Annotated in this window: 20 protein-coding genes and 1 pseudogene; 9 read left to right on the top strand and 12 right to left on the bottom strand. The window is 63.1% G+C overall.

Annotation, left to right across the window (positions count from 1 at the left end; genetic code table 11):
* Positions 1-26 precede the first annotated feature (26 nt).
* Positions 27-1367 carry a sodium-dependent transporter gene (locus MHM84_RS09430; protein WP_239265237.1) on the bottom strand — a complete coding sequence of 447 codons (1341 nt, stop codon included), beginning with the start codon at positions 1365-1367 and terminating at the stop codon, positions 27-29.
* 204 nt (positions 1368-1571) lie between these two features.
* Between MHM84_RS09430 and prlC the strand changes: the two genes are divergently transcribed.
* The 5 genes from prlC (at position 1572) to MHM84_RS09405 (ending at position 8215) form a co-directional block, all read left to right on the top strand.
* Entirely contained in the window at positions 1572-3623 is a 2052-nt protein-coding gene (prlC, locus tag MHM84_RS09425) for an oligopeptidase A (protein WP_239265235.1), read from the top strand.
* A gap of 11 nt (positions 3624-3634) precedes the next feature.
* Complete coding sequence (locus MHM84_RS09420) at positions 3635-3877, top strand: YheV family putative zinc ribbon protein (RefSeq protein WP_239265233.1); 243 nt, start codon at positions 3635-3637, stop codon at positions 3875-3877.
* A gap of 290 nt (positions 3878-4167) precedes the next feature.
* Positions 4168-5133, top strand: a complete 966-nt coding sequence (locus MHM84_RS09415; protein WP_239265325.1) for a TAXI family TRAP transporter solute-binding subunit — start codon at positions 4168-4170, stop codon at positions 5131-5133.
* Positions 5134-5218: 85 nt separating this feature from the next.
* Positions 5219-7411, top strand: coding sequence for a TRAP transporter fused permease subunit (locus tag MHM84_RS09410; protein ID WP_239265231.1), 2193 nt, complete (start codon positions 5219-5221; stop codon positions 7409-7411).
* A 198-nt stretch (positions 7412-7609) separates the two neighbouring features.
* A complete protein-coding gene (locus tag MHM84_RS09405) occupies positions 7610-8215 on the top strand; it encodes a superoxide dismutase (RefSeq protein WP_239265229.1) in 606 nt (201 codons plus the stop codon).
* A gap of 88 nt (positions 8216-8303) precedes the next feature.
* On the opposite strand, the gene sodC is transcribed toward MHM84_RS09405, so the two are convergent.
* The 4 genes from sodC to MHM84_RS09385 all read right to left on the bottom strand — a co-directional run bounded on the left by sodC (position 8304) and on the right by MHM84_RS09385 (position 11748).
* Positions 8304-8825: a superoxide dismutase [Cu-Zn] SodC gene (gene sodC, locus MHM84_RS09400; protein ID WP_275445716.1), complete on the bottom strand. Its 522-nt coding sequence runs from the start codon at positions 8823-8825 to the stop codon at positions 8304-8306.
* A 96-nt stretch (positions 8826-8921) separates the two neighbouring features.
* Positions 8922-9761, bottom strand: coding sequence for a methylenetetrahydrofolate reductase [NAD(P)H] (metF, locus tag MHM84_RS09395; protein ID WP_239265227.1), 840 nt, complete (start codon positions 9759-9761; stop codon positions 8922-8924).
* Positions 9762-9865: 104 nt separating this feature from the next.
* Positions 9866-10822 carry a cation diffusion facilitator family transporter gene (locus MHM84_RS09390; RefSeq protein WP_239265225.1) on the bottom strand — a complete coding sequence of 319 codons (957 nt, stop codon included), beginning with the start codon at positions 10820-10822 and terminating at the stop codon, positions 9866-9868.
* A 56-nt stretch (positions 10823-10878) separates the two neighbouring features.
* Entirely contained in the window at positions 10879-11748 is an 870-nt protein-coding gene (locus MHM84_RS09385) for an EamA family transporter (RefSeq protein ID WP_239265223.1), read from the bottom strand.
* A gap of 166 nt (positions 11749-11914) precedes the next feature.
* Between MHM84_RS09385 and MHM84_RS09380 the strand changes: the two genes are divergently transcribed.
* Complete coding sequence (locus MHM84_RS09380) at positions 11915-12844, top strand: AEC family transporter (protein ID WP_239265221.1); 930 nt, start codon at positions 11915-11917, stop codon at positions 12842-12844.
* Here the strand turns inward: MHM84_RS09380 and MHM84_RS09375 are convergent.
* From MHM84_RS09375 to MHM84_RS09360, 4 genes are all read right to left on the bottom strand, one after another.
* Positions 12805-13554, bottom strand: a complete 750-nt coding sequence (locus MHM84_RS09375; RefSeq protein WP_239265218.1) for an AraC family transcriptional regulator — start codon at positions 13552-13554, stop codon at positions 12805-12807. The genes MHM84_RS09380 and MHM84_RS09375 overlap by 40 nt on opposite strands.
* Positions 13555-13562: 8 nt before the next feature.
* Positions 13563-14216, bottom strand: coding sequence for a glutathione S-transferase family protein (locus MHM84_RS09370; RefSeq protein WP_239265215.1), 654 nt, complete (start codon positions 14214-14216; stop codon positions 13563-13565).
* A gap of 111 nt (positions 14217-14327) precedes the next feature.
* Positions 14328-15740, bottom strand: a complete 1413-nt coding sequence (locus MHM84_RS09365; RefSeq protein ID WP_239265213.1) for an ATP-binding protein — start codon at positions 15738-15740, stop codon at positions 14328-14330.
* Positions 15737-16402 (bottom strand): response regulator transcription factor, encoded by a 666-nt coding sequence (locus tag MHM84_RS09360; protein WP_239265210.1) that lies wholly within the window; start codon positions 16400-16402, stop codon positions 15737-15739. The genes MHM84_RS09365 and MHM84_RS09360 overlap by 4 nt, the downstream gene beginning before the upstream one ends.
* Before the next feature lie 275 nt (positions 16403-16677).
* Between MHM84_RS09360 and MHM84_RS09355 the strand changes: the two genes are divergently transcribed.
* On the top strand, positions 16678-17451 hold the full coding sequence (locus tag MHM84_RS09355) for a glycosyltransferase family 2 protein (protein ID WP_239265208.1): 774 nt from the start codon (positions 16678-16680) through the stop codon (positions 17449-17451).
* Entirely contained in the window at positions 17448-17741 is a 294-nt protein-coding gene (locus MHM84_RS09350; RefSeq protein ID WP_239265206.1) for a lipid-A-disaccharide synthase N-terminal domain-containing protein, read from the top strand. The genes MHM84_RS09355 and MHM84_RS09350 overlap by 4 nt, the downstream gene beginning before the upstream one ends.
* Positions 17742-18006: 265 nt before the next feature.
* On the opposite strand, the gene MHM84_RS09345 is transcribed toward MHM84_RS09350, so the two are convergent.
* From MHM84_RS09345 to MHM84_RS09335, 3 genes and pseudogenes are all read right to left on the bottom strand, one after another.
* Positions 18007-18306 (bottom strand): hypothetical protein, encoded by a 300-nt coding sequence (locus tag MHM84_RS09345; RefSeq protein WP_239265321.1) that lies wholly within the window; start codon positions 18304-18306, stop codon positions 18007-18009.
* Positions 18307-18720: 414 nt separating this feature from the next.
* Positions 18721-18980: pseudogene (locus tag MHM84_RS09340) on the bottom strand (NADH-quinone oxidoreductase subunit A).
* Positions 18981-19155: 175 nt separating this feature from the next.
* On the bottom strand, positions 19156-19482 hold the full coding sequence (locus MHM84_RS09335) for a four-helix bundle copper-binding protein (protein ID WP_239265204.1): 327 nt from the start codon (positions 19480-19482) through the stop codon (positions 19156-19158).
* A gap of 236 nt (positions 19483-19718) precedes the next feature.
* Here MHM84_RS09335 and adhP point away from each other — a divergent pair, with 236 nt between their 5' ends.
* Positions 19719-20747 carry an alcohol dehydrogenase AdhP gene (gene adhP / locus MHM84_RS09330; RefSeq protein ID WP_239265202.1) on the top strand — a complete coding sequence of 343 codons (1029 nt, stop codon included), beginning with the start codon at positions 19719-19721 and terminating at the stop codon, positions 20745-20747.
* Positions 20748-20755 lie beyond the last annotated feature (8 nt).

The following is a 20755-nucleotide window of genomic DNA, read 5'->3' as shown; positions in this document are numbered from 1 at the left end:
CTCTCTCCTCGTTGTCAGCTCGTCATTTACCACAGCCCGGACACCAGCACGATCACCACCAGCGGGATCGAGACGAAGCGCACAGTGGCCTGCCAGAGACGGAAGCCGCGCTGCCCGGCGTCCAGGGCACGCACCGCCGTGTCGCGCGGCATGATCCAGGCGGCGAAGATAGCGATCAGCACCCCGCCCACCGGCAGAAAAATATCGGTCGGCACGCTGGTCACCAGATCGAAGAACGTCATCTCGCCGAACCAGTGCACATCGGCCATGGCCGAAAACGACAGTACCGAGAGCATGCCCGCCGCCCACACGGCGACCCCGACCAGCGCCGTGGCCCGACCGCGGCGCATCCCGACCCCCTGTAGCGTAGCCACGATCGGCTCGGCCAGGTTGATCGACGACGTCCAGGTTGCCAGTAGCAGGAGCAGGAAGAAGATCGCCAGCCACCAGGCGCCGCCCGGCAATTCGGCAAAGGCGATGGGCAACGTGACGAACATCAGTCCCGGTCCCTCGCCCGGGTCCATGCCCTGGGAGAAGACCACTGAAAAGATCGCGATGCCGGCCAGCAGCGCCACGGTCACGTCGAGCACCGCTACCGCGGCGACGGCCTTGGGCAGGCTCTGATGATCCGGCATATAGGCGCCGTAGGCCATCAGTGCGCAGGCCCCGACAGCCAACGTGAAGAAGGCATGCCCCATGGCATTGAGCACCACCGGCACGCTGATGGCCGACGGGTTGGGGGTGAACAGCCAGGCTATGGCAGCCCCGAAGCCATCGGTGGTGGCCGCATAGCCGGCCAGCACCAGCAACAACAGGTAAAGGAGCGGCATCAGCAGATTGTTGAGTTTCTCGAGACCGCCGGAGACGCCTGCCGCCACCACCGACAAGGTCAGCAGCAGGAACAGGGTATGATTGAAGGTCATGCGCAGGGGATCGGCCAGGAAGACATTGAAGCTGGCACCGATCTCGTCGGGCGTCTGGCCCACGAAGTTGCCGTTGACCGATTCGATGAGGTACTCGATCGACCAGCCCGACACCACGGAATAGAACGACAGGATCAGAAAGACCGTCATGACACCGAACAGCCCCAGCCAGCGCCAGTGCGGCGTCGCTCCGGCCTGGCGGGCCAAATGGGCCAATGCCTGCATCGGACTGCGACGCCCCGCCCGCCCGATCAGTATCTCGGCCATCATCACCGGCAGGCCCAGCAGCAGTACGAAAGCGACATACAGCAGCAGGAACGCCGAACCGCCGTTCTCTCCGGTCATGTAGGGAAAGCGCCAGATGTTGCCCAACCCCACGGCGGCCCCGGTCACCGCCAGTATGAATGCGCGCCGGGAACTCCAGCGCTCCAGTGTCTCGCTCATTGCCCTGCCTTCTTCGGTTATGGCGGCACGCCGCCGCGTGCCGAAGGCGCAAGCCTATCAGGCAAGCCGCCCGACACAATAGCCGCGATGCTAACGCTGGCGGCCTCGATCACGCTGACGCCATACTGACGACGTTGAAACCCATCTGCCGCGCCCGCATCTAATGCAGCAGTCTCCACGTACACGACAAGGAAATCCCCCGTCATGTCCAACAATCCGCTGCTTGAGCGTCACACGCTACCGCCGTTCGGTGCCATCCAGCCCGACCACGTGGTACCGGCCATCGAGCAGATCCTCGACGAGAATCGTGCGGCCATCGACAAGCTGGCCGAGCGGGCCGCCCAGGAACCGCCTACCTGGGAGAGTCTGGCGGCACCGCTGGAAGAGCTCAACGACCGCCTGTCGCAGGCATGGTCGCCGGTGTCGCACCTCAACGGCACCATGAACACTCCGGCCCTGCGCGAGGCGTACCAGGCCTGTCTGGCCAAGCTCTCCGAATACGGTACCTGGCTGGGCCAGCACGAAGGGCTGTTCCGCGCCTACCAGGCTCTCCAGGAGTCGTCGGCGTATAACGCCCTCGATCAGGCCCAGCGGCGCAGCGTCGACAACACCCTGCGCGACTTCCGCCTGGCCGGCGTCGACCTGCCCGAAGACGAGAAGCGCCGCTATGGCGAGATCCAGGCCCGCCTGTCCTCGCTGACCAACAGCTTCTCCAACAACGTGCTCGATGCGACCCAGGCCTGGCACAAGGATGTCACGGATGTCGCCGCGCTCGACGGCCTGCCCGACAGCGCCCTGGAAACGCTGAAAGCCAATGCCGAGGCCAAGGACGTCGAAGGCTACCGCATCACGCTGGACTTCCCCAGTTTCTATCCGGTGGTGACCTTCGCCCACGATCGCGAACTGCGTCGTGAGGTTTATACCGCCTTCGTCACTCGCTCCTCGGACCAGGGCCCCAACGCCGGCGAGTTCGACAACGCCGCCAACATCGAGGAAATCCTCGCCCTGCGCCACGAGCTGGCCCAACTGCTGGGCTTCGAGACCTACGCGGACTTCTCGCTGGCGACCAAGATGGCCGATTCGCCCAGCCAGGTACTCGACTTCCTGACCGATCTGGCCAGGCGTGCCCATCCGCAGGCGCAAGAGGAATTCAACGAGCTGGAGGCCTTCGCCAAGGAGACACTGGGACTCGAGGATCTCAAGCCTTGGGACATGGGCTACGCCAGCGAGAAACTGCGCGAGTCGCGCTATGCGATCTCCCAGGAACAACTGCGCCCCTACTTCCCGGCACCGCGTGTCATCGACGGGTTGTTCAGTGTCACCGAGCGCCTCTATGGCGTGAAGTTCGTCGAGGATGAGGACGCGCCACGCTATCACCCCGACGTGCGCTACTACGAGATCCGCGAGAGCGACATTCCCATCGCCGGTTTCTATCTCGACCTGTACGCACGCGAAGGCAAGCGTGGCGGGGCCTGGATGGACGAGTGTCGGGTACGCCGTCAGCGCGAGGATGGCAGTCTGCAGTTGCCGGTGGCCTACCTGACCTGCAACTTCACCCGTCCGGTGGGCGGCAAGCCGGCGCTGCTGACCCACGATGAAGTCACCACGCTGTTCCACGAGTTCGGGCATGGCCTGCACCACATGCTGACTCAGCAGAGCGTGGCCGATATCTCGGGCATCAACGGGGTTGCCTGGGATGCCGTGGAACTGCCCAGCCAGTTCATGGAGAATTTCTGCTGGGAGCGCGAGGGACTCGACCTGATCGCCGCCCATGTCGAGACCGGCGAGCGCCTGCCCGACGAGATGCTCGAAAAACTGCAGGCCGCCAAGAACTTCCAGTCGGCCATGGGCATGTTGCGCCAGCTCGAGTTCTCGCTGTTCGACTTCCGCTTGCACCATGAGCTCGCCGCACCCAAGGCCAGCGACGTCCAGGCATTGCTCGACGAGGTCCGCGATCAGTGGTCGGTGGTGCCGCGGGTCGACTTCAACCGTTTCCAGAACAGCTTCAGCCATATCTTCGCCGGCGGTTACGCGGCGGGCTACTACAGCTACAAGTGGGCGGAAGTGCTGTCTGCCGATGCCTACAGCGCCTTCGAGGAGGCCGGCGTGTTCGACGCCGACACCGGCATCCGCTTTCGCCGCGAAATTCTCGAGCAGGGCGGTTCACGTGACGCGGCAGAACTGTTCCGTGCGTTCCGTGGCCGCGACCCCAGCGTCGAGCCCCTGCTCCGCCACAGCGGCATCCGTGCCGCCTGACAGGAGATCCGATGTCGACACCCAAGCGTTTCATTGCCGGCGCCGTGTGCCCACGCTGCGCCGCCATGGACAGGTTGCGTACCTGGGAACAGAACGGGATTCGCTATCGCGACTGCGTGGCCTGCGATTTCTTCGAGCAGTTACCGATCGAGGAAGGGGCGGCTCCCGAGCTGACCACCCGGGTCAACCAGGCCCGCGAGTCGCAACGCGAGAACGAAGTCCAGACCGTGCGTATTCTCGATCCCAAAAAATAAGCGACGATGGCTCATCGACGTATAACGCGCCCCGCTCAAGCGGGGCGTTTTTTGTGCGGATTTCCGCACATCACGCCAGAGAATCGTGCGGGTATCCGGACATTCCCGCTCACGCCCCCTTCGACCTTTGTCGCAGAAACAGCACGCCAACCATTTGAAAATAAAGATCTTTAAAAAAAAAGGAACACCGCTTGCGCTAACTCTTGGACAACCTCAATTCACCCAACGATAACGAATCAAGAGGAAATCGCATGTCAGCCAACACTCGTCTACCGCTGTCGCGTATCGCCATGACCCTGGCCTCCGGCGCCTGTCTCGGCGGCCTGCTGGTGGCAACCGCCGCGCAGGCCGACCGCTCGGAGTGGCCCGAGAGTTTCACCGTCGGCACGGCAAGCCAAGGCGGTACCTATTTCGTCTACGGTTCCGGCTGGGCCAACATGATCGCCGACGAGCTGGGAATTTCCGGCGGGGGCGAAGTCACCGGCGGCCCGACCCAGAACCTGGCCCTGGTGCATAGCGGCGATGTCGCTTTCGGCCTGACCACCATGGGCCCGGCGAGAGATGCCATGAACGGCGAAAGCCCGCTGGCACCGGGCGTGGTAATGGACAACGTCTGCGCCATGTTCCCTATGTACGAGACGCCGTTCTCGATCACTGCACTGAGCGACTCAGGCATCACCTCGATTTCGGAAATTCCCGATGGCGCCAGCATCGGTTTCGGTCCAGCCGGCTCGACGTCTGACACCTACTTCCCCGCCATCCTCGAGGAGTTGGGCGTCGACTTCGAACGTCGCAACGGGGGCTGGAGCGACCTGGGCGGCCAGCTTCAGGATGGCCTGATCGACGTCATCGCCTTTGCGGCGGGCATTCCGATTCCGGCGGTCAGCCAGCTCGAGGTCCAGACCGACGTCAATATCATCGAGTTCACCGAAGAAGAGCAGCAGCAGACCATCGAGGCCTTCCCGGTCTCCGCGTTCAGCATCCCGGCCAGCACCTATTCGACCCTCGAGGACGATGCACGTGCCGTGTCCATGTGGAACTTCGCGATTGCCGGATGCGATCTGCCGGAAGATCTCGTTTACGAAGCCACCCGCCTCACCATGGAAAACAACGAGCGGATGCGTGAGATCCACCGCAGCGCAGCAACCACCATTCCCGAGAACGTGGACAAGAACCAGGTCATTCCTTTCCACCCGGGTGCCGCTCGCTGGTACAAGGAAAACGGCTACGAAATCGATGAGTCGCTGATCAAGTAAGCCAGCACCGTCCTGAACGGGGCCGGTACTTGGATGCAGGTACCGGCTCCTGTGGCTTTCACCGCTTTTCTCCAGGTAACGTTCCATGAGCAATACCCCCCATCGTCCCGAGGAACGCATCGGCGACGCCCCCGAGGTGCCGACCGTTGCACAGGGGGTCGACGAGGAAGTCGTCGAGGCCAACCGCCGCCTACTCGCCGGCTGGCAGTGGTGGCTGTTCGCCGCCTTCGCCGTCGGCTACTCCTCCTTCCACCTGCTTTCACTCAATGTCTATCCGCTGGAAACGTGGTCGTTCCGCATCATCCACATCTGCGGGGCGCTGATACTCGGCTACGGCTTCTATGCCGGTGCCCAGTTTCTGGAATCGCGCGAGCCGGCAGGCGCGCGCAAGGGAGTCACCTGGCTGGCCGCGGCTCTACTCATCCCGGCACTCTATTCGCTGGTCCAGGTCGGCCTGATGTGGCAGACGATTCAAGCTGGCGCCATGCGTATCGACCCGGCCGTCGAAACCTGGCATTTCGGCGCACCGCTGATCTTCGCCACCGCCTCAGCCATTGTGCTTTCCTGGTTCTACCGTCAGGCACGTGAACGCATGGGCGTCGCCGATCTGGTCCTGATGGTCTGCGCCCTGGCCAGCGCCGGCTACTTCCTGGTGATCTACAACACGCCGTTGCGCATGTCGACAGGAACCTCGTTCGCACCGATAGGCATTTCCTACGCGGCCATCGCGGGTACCCTGCTGATCCTGGAATTGACGCGTCGTGTGGCCGGACTGGCGCTGGTCGTCATCTCGCTGGTCTTCCTGGCCTATGTATTCGCCGGCCCCTATCTGCCGGGCTTTCTCGGCTATCCCGGCCTGTCGGTCAATCGCTTTTTCAGCCAGGTCTACACCGATGCCGGCATCCTCGGCCCGACGACGGCCGTGTCATCCACCTACATCATTCTGTTCATCATTTTCGCCGCCTTTTTACAGGCCTCGAAGGTCGGCGACTACTTCGTCAACTTCGCCTTCGCGGCTGCGGGACGTGCGCGTGGCGGTCCCGCCAAGGTGGCGATCTTCGCCTCGGGCCTGATGGGCATGATCAACGGCACCAGTGCCGGCAACGTGGTTTCCACCGGCTCGCTGACCATCCCGTTGATGAAGAAGGTCGGTTATCCCAGCCGCAGTGCCGGTGCCATCGAGGCCGCCGCTTCCACCGGCGGCCAGATCATGCCGCCGATCATGGGCGCCGGCGCCTTCATCATGGCCGAGATTACCGGTATTCCGTACACCGAGATCGCCATTGCCGCCATCATTCCCTCCATCCTCTATTTTGCCTCGGTCTATTTCATGGTCGATTTCGAGGCAGCCTACAAGGGCATGCGGGGGATGCGCAGCGACGAGATTCCGCGCTTTTCGCGTCTGGCCAAGCAAGCCTACCTGTTTGCGCCGATCATCATTCTGGTCGTCGCCCTGTTCATGGGCTACTCGGTCATTCGCGCCGGCACCCTGGCCACGGCTTCAGCCGCCGTGGTGAGTTGGCTGTCGCCGCACAAGATGGGCATCCGCTCGATCCTCAAGGCCCTCGAGCTGGCCGGCACCATGTCGATTCAGATCATCGCCGTGTGCGCCTGCGCAGGGGTCATCGTCGGCGTCATCTCGCTGACCGGGGTCGGGGCCCGCTTTTCGTCACTGCTGCTGGGCCTGGCCGGATTCAGCCAGCTACTGGCGCTGTTCTTCGCCATGTGCATCAGCATCCTGCTGGGCATGGGCATGCCCACCACGGCGGCCTATGCCGTCGCTGCATCGGTGGTCGCTCCGGGCTTGATCGGCATCGGCATCCAGCCGTTGGTGGCACACTTTTTCGTGTTCTACTTCGCGGTAGTCTCGGCGATCACACCCCCGGTGGCCCTGGCCTCCTACGCCGCGGCGGGGATCTCCGGCGCCAACGCCATGCAGACGTCGGTGACCTCGTTCAAGATCGGCCTGGCTGCTTTCATCGTGCCCTTCATGTTCTTCTACAGCCCAGCCATGCTGATGGAAGGCAGCGCATTGCAGATCCTGCGCGTCGGCATCACCGCGACGATCGGCATCGTCATGCTCGCCGCCGCCGTCCAAGCGTGGTACTTCGGTCCGGTCAAGGCCTGGGCGCGCCTGGCCCTACTTGCCGGTGCGATCTGCATGATCTATGGCGGCATCTATACCGATCTGATCGGTCTCGTGATCGGGGTGCTGCTCTACCTGATGCAACGCCGCCAACCGGCCGACGGGCACGCGAAGCGTACCGCCAACACGTAACCTTGCTCTCGCGACAACCACCAGACGCCGGCCCCAGGCCGGCGTCTGCGCTCAAGGCTGCCTGCCATTTGGTGCACATAAGTTATATTCGAGTTTGAAAAAGAGCGCGCTAACCCCAACAATCATTGCTGCAAGAAGGCAAACGTCGATCAGGATCGGCGCATTGCGATCTGTGTAACGACAAAGGAGAAGTCACCCATGAAACACGAGTTTCCCGACCTGCCGTACGCCTACGATGCGCTGGAGCCGGTCATCGATGAAACCACGATGCGCCTTCACCACACCAAGCACCACAAGACCTACTACGACAAGTTCGTCGATGCCATTTCCGGTACCGACATGGAGAACAAGTCGCTGGAAGAGATCTTTGCCAGCATCTCCCAGCAGCCGGCCGTCGTACGCAACAATGGCGGCGGCCTGTGGAACCACACTCTCTACTGGAACTGCATGACGCCGAACGCCAAGGAGCCTTCCGGTCCTGCCGTGGATGCCATCAAGGCGAAGTTCGGCTCCGTCGACGAGTTCAAGGATGCCTTCACCAAGGCGGGCGTCGGCCAGTTCGGTTCAGGCTGGGCCTGGCTGGTGGTCACCCAGGGCGGCGAGCTGGAAATCACTTCCACGGCCAACCAGGACAACCCGCTGATGGACGTTGCCAGCGTGCAGGGCACACCGATCCTGGGTTGCGATGTGTGGGAACACGCCTACTACATCAGCTACCAGAACCGCCGTCCCGAATATCTCGACAACTGGTGGAAGGTCGTGAACTGGGACTACGTCAACGAGCTGTACGAAGCGGCCAAATAAGCGTCGCTCGGCCTCGTAGACAGCACGAGAAAGTCCCACGCCAAGGCGTGGGACTTTGCGTTTCGGCTGCGCTGTTGCAGTGCGGCCGTTACTGCTCGATCACGCCACAGGCGACACGCGCTCCGCCGCCGCCCAGCGGCGGTTGCGGTTCGTAGGTATCACCGCCTTGGTGAACCATCAGCGCATGCCCCTGCAGGTCCGACATCTCCAGGCGCGGCGCCACTACCGGTGTCGTGGCGTTACCTTCCTGATCGACCATCAATATCGGCAAATCGCCGAGATGGCCCTCCCGATAGGGACCGTGGTGTTCGCCATCGTTGGGGTTGAAGTGACCGCCTGCCGCTGCCGCTGCAGTCATTTCCCCGTCCTGCTCGGCCGGCTCGCAGCTCGGATTCTGATGCACGTGGAAACCGTGCATACCGGGCGACAATCCGGACAGATCCGGCGTCAGCTTCAGGCCGTAATCGGAGTCTTCGACGGTCACCGTGCCGATGCTGTCACCGACGCCTTCGGCGCTGACCTCGTGAATTTCGATATTCTGCGCAGCGTGGGCGGTGCCAGCCAATAGCGAAACGCCCAACCCCAGTGCAAGCATGCCAAAACGTGCCATGTCATTCTCCTATCCATGGTGAGACGTGCACTTTCAGGCTAGCCAACGGCCTCGCAGGCCGCCAAATCCTCACAGGACAGTTTCGTTGCCACTCGGTTACTTGAGGTTACCGAGCACTCTCAGGGTCGGTCCCGCCTGATTCAGCGTGTAGAAGTGCAGGCCCGGCGCCCCGCCATCGAGCAGACGCCGGCACAGGTTCGATACGACCTCTTCGCCGAAGGCCTGGATACTCTCGCTGTCGTCGCCGTAGGCCTCGAGCTGCTTACGCACCCAGCGCGGGATATCGGCCCCGCAGGCATCCGAGAAACGGGCCAGCTTGGTATAGTTGGTGATCGGCATGATGCCCGGCACGATCGGCGTCTCGACCCCCAGGGCGCGCGCCCGCTCGACGAAGTGAAAATACGCCTCGGCGCTGAAGAAATACTGGGTGATGGCCAGATTGGCGCCCGCCTGTATCTTGCGCGCGAAATTCTGCAGGTCATGCTCGAAGCTCGGCGCCTGGGGGTGGGCTTCGGGATAGGCCGCCACGGCGATTTCGAAATGATCCCCGGTCTCGGCGCGAATGAACTCGACCAGTTCGTTGGCATAGCGCAACTCACCGATGCCGCCCATGCCCGAGGGTAGATCGCCACGCAGCGCCACCAGGCTACTGATACCGCATTCGCGATATTCCTCTAGCAGCTCACGCATCTGTCCTTTATCGCTGCCGATGCAGGACAGGTGCGGCGCGGTGTTGATACCGCACTCACGCACGGACTTGACGGTATTGAAGGTCCGCGCCTGGGTCGAGCCGCCAGCGCCGTAGGTGACCGAGAAGAAGCGCGGATTGCGTTCGGCCAAGGCGTCCCGGGCCTGCAGCAGCTTTTCCCGGCCGGCGTCGGTATTCGGCGGAAAGAATTCGAAGCTGATGCCCAGCGGATGCTCTTGTGCACTCATCGGTCTCGGTCCTCATCGGTGGGGGGATTATCGGAAAGCAGCCATTTTGCCTGCCCCCACGCCGAGGAACCAATGAAAGTTTCGTGCCTGATCTTCGATTTCAGTCATAGACGCGACGCCGCGGTCTCGCAGTCGCCCCCGGTCAGGCACGACTCGCTTTCCACCTGCAACGTGGCGTGGGTAATGCCGAAACGCTCGCGCAACAGGGCCGATGCCCGACGCAGCACCTGCTCGTGATCGACATCGTCATGCACCACCAAGTGCAGGCTGAGCAGGGGATCCTGGGGCGTCAACCCCCAGAGATGCAGATCATGCAGGCTTTCGATGCCATCCAGAGCTTCCAGCTCGCGCCGGATATCATGCGCCTCGATGCCCTCGGGCGTGCCTTCGAGCAGGGTGTGTCCCGAACGCCGCAGGATCTTCCAGGCGCCACGCAGGATCAGTACCGCAGCGAGCACCGACAGGATCGGGTCGGCGGCGTTCCAGCCGGTCATCATGATGATCAGCGAGGCGACGATGGCTGCGACCGAGCCGAGCAGATCGCCCATTACATGCAGCAAGGCGCCATGCAAATTGAGGTTGTCCCGGTCGCCCCGGTGAAGAATGGCGAACACCACCAGATTGATCACCAACCCCAGCACGGCAATGACCAGCATTGGCCCGGCCATCACCTCGACCGGCGAATGCAGCCGCTGGATGGCGGCAATCACGATGCCCACGCCAATGGCCAGCAGCGTCAGCCCGTTGACGAAGGCCGCCAGCACCTGGAAACGCTGATAGCCATAGGTACGGTGCTTGTCGGGGGCTTTGGCGCCGAGGCGAAAGGCGAACCAGGCCAGGGCCAGCGAGACGCTGTCGCTGAGCATGTGTCCGGCATCGGCGAGCAGCGCCAGCGATCCCGACAGCCAACCGCCGATCACTTCGGCCAGCATGAAGCTGCCGGTCAGAATCATGGCCCAGCGAACCCGCTTTTCGCTGTCGGCATTCACCTGGGGGACATGATCGTGGTCATGGCCATGCGAGTGGTCATGTGCATGATCGTGCGTATCCGATCGAGGCATCTCGTTCTCCTGACGACGATTTGCCTCTTCTTGTATTGCCTATAGTCACTCCAGGGTCAAGCGCTGCGCGACAGCCGGCCGCTCCCCACCAGCATCCCGGCCGTGATGAGCAGTGCGGCCAGCGCCAGCAGCGGTGTGGGTTCGGCATAGCCAGTGGCAATCAGCACCAGGGTCGAGAGCAGCGGCGTGAAATAGGCGAGCAGGCCGAGCAAGCGCAGGTCGCCATGCTTGACGCCCACATCCCAGGTAAAGAAGGCACTGCCTACCGGGCCCAGCCCCAGGCCGATCACCCCCAGCCAGCCGATGCCCTGGGGCAGCCGGGTCGGCTCGAACAGCACGTGACAGATCGCCGCCAGGATCGCCGTCGCCAGACAGAAGCCACCGACCGCAGCGGTGGGTACGCCCTTGGCTGCCCGGGAAAGCACCGAGTAGCCGCTCCACACGAAGGCGCAGGCAAAGGCGGCCCCATACCCCAGTGCACTGCCACCGCGGCTGGCATCGCCACCCACCAGCAGTGCCGCCCCGGCAAAGCCGAGCAGCCCGCCGATTACATGGATGGCACGCAGCCGCTCGCCCGGCAGTAGGGCGACAAAGATCACGATGAGCAGCGGCCACAGGTAGCTGATCAATCCCGCATTGGCGGGCGGCGCATTTTGCTGGGCAACGAAGTAGAGTGCGTGGTAGCCGAACAGGCCCGCCACACCCATCAGCCAGACGCGTGGCGGCTGATAGAGCGGCGCCAGTAACGACTCGCCACGCACTCCCAGCCACACGGCGAAGCAGGCGAAGGCAATGGCAAAGGCCAGCGCCGTGAGCAGAAACGGGGGCACCGGCCCGGCGAGTTGAGTCAGCGCCGCCAGCAGCGCCCAGTTGAGGATGGTCGTCGCGCCAATCGCCGTAGCGCGTTGAACGGAGGAATTCGCCATGGCAGGCTCCTGCACGGAAATGCACCGAGTATGCCGCACCTCACGGAGCGGAACTTGTCGAATCCTGACCGCTTGGTGCGCTTGCGCCGCCCCCTCTTCGTCGCCCTGTCATTCCGGTGGTCGAGACGGCATGATGACGGTTTTGACATCATGAGCCATCGCGAATATGCCCGACGTCGACCTGACCCAACCGTTATGGATGCTGCTGGCCTTCGTCGGACTGGGCTGGCTATGCGCCCGTCGTCTGGCCGTCGATCCCCGGCCCATCGCCACCCTGCTGATCTACGTCATCGCCCCGCTGACCTTCTTTCGCGGCCTGACGCTGGGCGGCCCCACGCTGGCCTACCTGGGACTCACTGTCGCCATGTTCCTGCTCGCCAGCAGTCTGTGTCTGCTGGTCAGTCGCCTGGCGCGTCCCTTCTTTGCCCCACAAGAAGCCGCGCTGCTGGCCTTTTCGTCGGGCACCGGCAATACCGGGTATTTCGGCCTGCCCATTGCCATGGTGCTGCTGCCGCCCGAGGGCGTGACCCAGTACCTGTTCTGCCTGCTGGGTATCACGCTGTTCGAATTCACCCTCGGCTTCTATATCAGTGCGCGTGGCCAGTTCTCGGTACGCGAGAGCCTGCAGCGGATCGTCCGCCTGCCGTTGATCTACGCCTTCGCCGCGGCACTACTGGTGAGTGCGGTCGACCTCCCGGTGCCAGGCGCCGTCATGGAAGGGCTCGACTATTTCAAATACTGCTACACGGTGCTGGGCATGATGATCATCGGCATGACGCTCGGCCGGGTGGGCCTGCGTGAAGTGGATGGACGCTTCATCGCCGCCTGCATCGCGGCGCGTTTCGTGCTGTGGCCGCTGGTGAGCCTGGTCGCGGTCCTTGCACTGCAGGCCAGCGTAGGTATCGATGAGCAGCTTGCCATGGTGGTGCTGCTGCTCGGCGTGGTGCCGATGGCCGCCAACGTCGTGGTGGTGGCCATGGAGCTCAACATTCGCCCTGAAAAGGGCGCTATCGCCGTTCTGCTGACGACCCTTGCCGCCCCGCTGCTGATTCCGCTCTACCTGAGCGCATTACTGGCCCTGGTGGGGCCGGCATGATCCTGTCGCCACTGGCGAGGCGACAGGCCGTGCTGGGCGCGAAAGGTTCTCGAGAAGTGAGCGGCATCGGCGAACCCACAGGCGACGGCGATCTCGGTCAGCGAGGCCTGCGGCTCCGCCATCAGCCGGCAGGCTCGCTCGAGCCGGCGTTCGGTCAGCCAAGCGTGCGGGGCCTGACCGACCAATGCGCGGAATTGACGAGCGAAAGCGGCCTCGGCGAGGTGGCAGCGCGCCGCCATCTCGCCGACACGCCAGGGCCGCTCGAGGGTCGCCAGCACCTCCGGCAGCAGGCGCATCAGCCGCAGCCGCGGCATGGCGACTTGGCGCCCGCCACACACCAGGGACGCCTCCAGCCACTCTACCAGTGCCAGATTCCCGGCTCCCGCCAGGTGCCGGGCGCGCTCCCGCAACGCTGGCGACAAGCGGTAGGCCCGGCGTTCGACCAGTGCGCCCATTCCCAATGCGTCGCACCAGGCCACCGGGAGGTCGAGCACTAAACACCGATTGTCCCCTGCGGCCAGGTAGTGATGCACCTCGCCCTCGGCGATGGGCGCCAGCACGCCTGGCGCCACATGCACTCCGCCACGCCCGGTTTCCAGCTCGACGGTGCCCTCCAACCCCACCAGTACCTGATGGTAGGCATGGCGGTCCGTGAGCACCTGCGCAGGGTAGGAACGCGCTTCGCCAAGTGGGCGATCGAGCTCGGCCATCACGCGGGTCAAGAGCCCTGGATATCGACCAGCACCGTCGACGCCGCCGGCCGCTGACGCAGCCGTTCGACATACGCTGCCAGGCGGGGCGCACCGGCAACCAGATCCGATGCCGGCGGATGCTTGAACAGGTAGTCGAGCATGGGCGCGGCAATCGCATCGGCCAGGCTGAAGCGGTCCAGCACCAGGTACTCCCGGTCGCCAAGCTGCGCCTCGAGCAGGCCGAGCGCCTTCTCGACCTGGGGCTGTGCCGCCTCGACCTTGTCCCTGCGAATGCTGCCGTCCTCGCCCTTGGGAAACACGAATTCGAGCAGATAGCGACGGATCAGGGCGTCGTCGACATAAAGCGCCAGTATCGACGTCCACTGGTCGACCTGGGCGCGCTGCCAGGCGTCGTCGCCCTGCAGGGAAACACCCGCGAAGTTGTCGTCCAGATAACGACAGATCGTCGCTGTCTCGATCAGCCTGCGCTCGCCATGCAACAGCACAGGCACCTTGCCGAACGGATGGAGTGCCCGATGCTCCGGTCCGTGAAACTCCACACGCTCACCGTCGATGCGCGTCCCGACCGTGTAGGGGATGCCCTTCTCTTCGCAGCACAACTGCACGCTGCGCACGAAGGTACTGAACTGGGGACCGAAGATATGCACGCTGTCGCTCATGGCAGGCTCCCGAGGGTGGTGACTCGTCATGCGCACAGCGTAACCCAACTTCGTTGCATTGACCCGGGGCATGGCTCGCCGTGTTCATCTCGGGGCATTTTCTGGGATTCGTCACCGACTGAGCGGGTTCTCCCAGACCAACCTGGCTTCCAGACCATGCGGTTGGCGGTTGCTCAAAGAGAGCGTGGCGTGCTGGCGCTGGGCCAGCTCCAGGACGATCGCAAGCCCCAGGCCGCTGCCGGTGGTACGCTGATCCGTGGCGCGCCGGAAACGCTCGGTGACCTTGTCGATCAGCGGTTCGGGAATGCCCGGCCCGGTATCGCGAATGATCAACTGTCGTCGGCCTTCGTTCTGGCTTAGTTCGATGCTCACCTGCCCTCCGTCCGGAGTGTAGCGCAGGGCGTTGTCGAGCAAGTTGCGAAGCAGGATGCTCATTTCCACCGCATCGGCATGGACCTCGAGCCGGGTCGGCCCGTGCACCTCGAGCTGTTGCCCCCGGGCGTGGGCCAGCGGCCAGAAGTCGGCCAGCAACTCGGCCACGATGGGATAGATATCGACTGGCCCGGCCCTGTCCCGAGCCGCTCTCGGCCGGTCGAGCCGGGCCAGGATCAGCAGTTGCTCCACGACTCGCTGCAAACGCTCCACGCCGAGATAGGCTTTGTCGAGAGATATGCCTTCGCCCGCCCGAGCGTTATCCAGATGAATGCGCAACGCCGCCAGTGGGGTACGCAATTCATGCGCGGCGTCCGCCGTGAAACGACGCTCGCGCTCCAGGGTTTCGCCCAGCCGCTCGATAAAGTCGTTCAGCGAGTCACGCAGCCCCTCGATCTCACGCGGCACGGCGGTCTCGATACGGCGCAGATCCTGAGCGCCACGACCCTGGACCTGGTCGGACAGCAACGAGATGGGTGCCAGTCCGCGCCGGATAATGCGCCCCATCAGCCATAACAGCAGCGGCAGCATTATCAGCAGGGGGATCAAATTGTTAAGCGCGATCCGCTCGACGATTTCGCTCTGGAACTCATGTCGCAACCCCATGCTGATCCAGGTCCGGCTGGCGACATCGTACAGGCTGAATACGCGCCACTCCTGGCTGTCGTAGATCTCCCAGCGAAAGCCCTCCTCACGAGGGGCGGGAAATGGGCCACTGTCGTTCCACTCGGCACCGAGCAGACGAGGCGAACCGTCGGCATTCCAGAAGCCGAGCGTCAGCTTGCGTTCCTCCTCGTGATAGAGCGGCGCTGGCGTCTCGCCGGATTCGTCGAGCTGCACTTCGCCATCTTCGTACCATCGCGCCTGATGATCGGGAGTATCCAGGCGATGCGCGAGGCGCGCATAGGCCTCTCGCGGCATGTCCGCCTCGATCTGCCCGGCGACGACCCGGGTATGCAAGCTCAGTTGGGTATCGAGAATCTCTTCCAGTTCGTGGTCGGTAATCAGATAGGCCGCAGTCACCGCCAGTAGCGTGGCAATCGCCAGCACCCACATCAGAGCGCGCGCCAGATAGCGACGAATCGAGATCATGTCGCCTGACTGTCCAGGCGATAACCGATACCGCGTACGGTGACGATCAGCGACTTGGCCAGTTTCTTGCGTAGATGATGCACGTGCACTTCCAGGGCGTTGGATTCCACTTCTTCGCCCCAGCCATACAGCAGGCTTTCGAGCCGCGGACGTGACAGCACCTTGTCGGGATGACGGGCCAGCTCCAGTAGCAGTGCATATTCCCGCCGTGCCAAGACGATTTCCTCGCCTTGCCAGGTCACGCAATGCCGAGCTTCATCGATATTCAGGCTTCCCAATGCAAGAACTTGCGTCGCTCGTCCCTCGGCGCGGCGAGTCACGACACGCAAGCGGGCCAGTAGCTCCTGTAGATCGAACGGTTTGAGGACATAGTCATCGGCCCCGGCATCCAGGCCGCGAATGCGGTCCTCCACGGCATCGCGCGCAGTGAGGATCAGGACGGGCAACGATGCGCACTGGCGAACATGAGTCAGGACCTCCATGCCATCCATGTCCGGCAATCCCAAGTCGAGAATCATGACCGAGAAGGCTTCGTTACAGCCAATGGCGGATACCGCCTCACGTCCGCGCATGAACCACTCCACGGCATAATTCTCGCGCTCCAGGGCCGTCTTGATGCCGTCGCCCAGCAGCGGATCGTCTTCAACCAGCAATACTCGCATGCCTCATCCTCAGGCTTGATCCCATCGCCCTGGCCATATTCTCTTACGGCTTGCTTAGCAGTCGCCATACTAGCCTCCGGCGTTATCATTGTATTTCGCGGCTCACTCTTTTTAAGCTGTAATCAAGCAAGCCAAGGCGGGCTTGCTTCTGCTCGCCGAGTTGCGTGCCGACTGTGTCATCCTTACGGCCTCGCCGTCGACATGCACAGGCTCCTCATGGGCCGCCTCGCCTGGCGAGCCCCAGACCAAGAAGAACATTAAGGAATCGGAACTCCATGCCACAACCACTCGTGTCGGTGATCATCCCGGCCAAGGACGAAGCGGACAGCCTCCCCCATCTACTGGACGAAATCGCCGCTGCCCTGGCTGATGTCGAGCACGAAGTGCTGGTAATCGATGATGGATCGACCGATGCGACATGGTCTCTGCTGGTTCAGCGCGCGGCGGAGGATGACCGCCTGCGGCCACTACGTCATCCCGACAACGCCGGTCAGAGTACGTCGATATGGCAGGCTGCGCACCTGGCTTGCGGCACATGGCTGGCGACCCTGGACGGCGATGGACAGAACGATCCTGCCGATCTGCCTCGTCTGCTCGACAAGGCCCGCCGCGAAGATGTCGCCATGGTTGCCGGTCACCGGGTCTCGCGCCATGACGACTGGCTCAAGCGGGTATCGTCGCATGTCGCCAACCGTGTTCGCTCGGCCTTGCTCAAGGACGACACCCCCGACACCGCTTGCGGCCTCAAGGTGATGCGCCGCGATACCTTCGTCATGCTGCCCTACTTCGATCATATGCACCGCTTCCTACCCGCCCTGGTCCAGTCGCAGGGTGAGCGCTGCATCTCGGTGCCCGTCAATCATCGTGCCCGGCAAGCCGGTCAGTCCCACTACGGGCTGAACAACCGCCTATGGGTAGGGCTCATCGACATGATCGGTGTCATGTGGTTACGTCGCCGCTCACGCCTGCCCGCGGCACTGACTACCCAGCGCGACATCGACGCATCGCCGCGGTCGTCCGACGCGCAGTACGTCAAGGAGCAGGGATGAGTAACGAGTGGCTATGGATGGGCATCGGCTTTCTCGGACAAGCGCTGTTCTCGGCGCGGTTCATCGTGCAATGGCTGGCCAGCGAGCGCGCCAAACAAAGCGTCATGCCGATCGCTTTCTGGTTTTTCAGCCTGGGAGGCGGCGCGACCCTGCTCGCCTACGCCCTGTATCGCCAGGACCCGGTATTCGTGGTAGGACAAGCCGCCGGACTGCTCATCTATTCCCGCAATCTGGTACTGATCCGCAAGGAACGCCAGCATCAGACCAACGACGAGGATGCCGATGCTTGACCGGGCGAGCCTTCCGACACGGCAACGCGTGCCGCGATACCGTCCATGTGGAATGAAACATAGTCGTTGAAGGAAAGCTGTAAGCAATTCTTAAGATTCTGCGGTCACACTGCTGGCATCGAATGCCATTTTTCTATGGCAATGGCCATGGAACTGTCGAACAGGACCGCAAATCATGAGAAGAATGCTTCTGCTCTGTTACGAGGCCCTGGTGGTGATGGGTAGCGAACTCCCGCGCAGCGCCATTCGCTATCTCGTCAACCTGTCACGGAGTGACAAGGTGCAGCATTGGCGACAAGGCCAGCCCGCCCTGTATCCCCAGGCTCGCCGCCAACAACAGCGCCGCACTGGCCAGCATCGCCATCCCTGACGACCGGCCCAGGGTGGGAAACTCGCTTCGCCCGGGCTGGAGCATCGTCACGGCGATGACGCGCAGGTAGTAGAACAGCGATAGTACGGTGTTGATGACGGCGGCTACAGCCAGCCAGGTGTATCCGGCGGCCATCATGGTCGTCTCGAACAGCAGGAACTTGCCGAAAAAGCCTACCAGCGGCGGAATCCCCACCAGCGACAGCAGGGCCAGAATCCATCGCCGCCAGGCGAAAGATGCCACTGCGCATCAGCTGGCGCGGGGCGCTCTCGCGCTGCCCCATCATCAGTTCGCGGTGGGTTCGCACCAGCGTATCGATCAACCGGTCATCCCGCTCCACCAGGACCGGCGCACCCAGCGTCATCAAGGGCGCGCCACGCAGCCACACGGCGGCAAACGGCGTAGGCAGCTGGTCATGCACCCGCTGCAGACCATCGCGCAGGGCGACCGGAATCTCGCCGATCACCAGCAGCACGCTGGCATGACGTGGCGAGTCGACCAGTTCGATCTGCGGCGACAGGGCGAGTGTCGCCAACAAGGCATCGTCGTGACGCCCCCAGACGGGAAACACCGGCACGCACGAGCGCGCCGCCAACTGCCGCAACCAGCTCACTGCCACCGGAACACTCCTTCACGCCAGGCGTAGACGATGCCCACCGACAGGATGGCCAGAAACATGCCCATTTCCATCACCGCCATCATGCCCTTCTCGACGAAGACCACCGCCCACGGGACATGAACATCATCTCCATCTCGAAGGCGATGAGCAGCAGCGTCATGGGGTAGTAGCGGATGTGATAACGGTTCCAGGCATGCGTATCGGGCGTGCCGCCGCCCAGAAACGGGGCACGCTGGGAATAGGTGGGCATTGGCTGGTGGCGCTGGGGTAGCCATTGGATCAGCAACCCGGCAGCGAGTGCCAGCGCCAGAATGATCACGAGCGTCAGCAGTTCCATTGCGCCTCTCGTGTGCTAGAACCGATGTTCCTAACATGAAAAGGCCGGCAGGAACCCTTCGCTGCCGGCCACCGGCCTGCCGATGCTATCAAGCCATGGCCTGGCACTCTTCGGCACACCGCATACAGGCTTTCGCGCACTGCTGGCAGTGATCCATCTCGTGCTTGGCGCACTCTTCGCCGCACTTGCGGCAGATTTCCGCACACAGCCGGCAGACTTCTTTCACGTACTCGCTGTTCTGGGCCATGAACGAGGCCGCCAGGCGGCAGATCTGGGCACACTGCATGTCGAGCCGAATGCACTCGGCCATCGCCTTGACGTCGTCTTCCTGCAGGCAGGACGCCGCACAATAATCGCAGTAGGTCGCGCATTCGTTACAAGCATCAATGCAGGACTTGAACTTCTCGAGATCCATCTCGCTCTCCTGTTTCCATCATGGTCGTTTACGAGTAGGGCAACATCCTCGTGGCAAGCCGCCCCTTCAAGGTGTAGTCACGATACCCGCCATGGGCAAGCTGTGCCCGGGACCCAGGTTTGCCCCTGCCAGGAGACGATATCCTTGACACGGATCAATGCTGCGCGCTCTGCAAGCCTTAAGCTCAGCGGTGTCGCTGGGCGTTTCTATGGGCTATCAGCTCGGGAGGAAAAACAATGGACAAGACAATGAAAGCGGCCGTCGTTCGCGCCTTCAAGCAGCCACTGGTCATCGAGGAAGTGGCGGTACCGCGCCCCGGTCCGGGCGAGGTGCTGGTCAAGATCGCCGCCTCCGGCGTCTGTCATACCGACCTGCATGCAGCGCATGGCGACTGGCCGGTGAAGCCGCAACCGCCGTTCATCCCCGGTCACGAGGGCGTCGGCCACGTAGTGGCGCTGGGTGCCGGTGTCTCCCACGTGAAGGAAGGCGACCGGGTGGGCATTCCCTGGCTGTACTCGGCCTGCGGGCACTGCGAGCACTGCCTGGGCGGCTGGGAGACCCTGTGCGAGTCGCAGCAGAATACCGGCTATTCGGTGAATGGCGGCTTCGCCGAATATACCCTGGCCAAGGCCGATTACGTCGGGCGGCTGCCGGACAACGTCGGTTTCATCGACATCGCCCCGGTACTGTGTGCCGGCGTTACCGTCTACAAGGGCCTGAAGGTGACGGACACCCGCCCTGGCCAATGGGTGGTGATTTCCGGTATCGGCGGGCTAGGCCACATGGCCGTGCAGTATGCCAAGGCCATGGGACTGAACGTGGCGGCAGTGGACATCGACGACAGCAAGTTGGCCCTGGCCAAGCGTCTCGGCGCGAGTCTGACCGTCAACGCCAGGCAGACCGACCCGGCGGCATTCATCAAGGAGTCCATCGGCGGTGCGCATGGCGTGCTGGTGACCGCCGTCTCGCCCAAGGCGTTCGAGCAGTCCCTGGGCATGGTCCGCCGCGGCGGCACCGTGTCGCTCAACGGTTTGCCGCCCGGCGATTTTCCGCTGCCGATCTTCGACATGGTGCTCAACGGCATCACGGTGCGCGGTTCTATCGTGGGCACCCGACAGGACCTGCAGGAAGCGCTGGACTTCGCCGGCGAAGGCAAGGTCAAGGCTACGGTATCGAGCGAACCGCTGGAGAACATCAACGACATCTTCTCGCGCCTGGATCAAGGCCGGATCGAGGGTCGTGTCGTGCTCGACATGAGCGCTTGATCCTTAGT

It is taken from the genome of Halomonas sp. McH1-25, from assembly GCF_022348165.1.
Taxonomy (GTDB): Bacteria; Pseudomonadota; Gammaproteobacteria; order Pseudomonadales; family Halomonadaceae; genus Modicisalibacter.
This window is presented reverse-complemented; position numbering and strand designations above follow the sequence as displayed.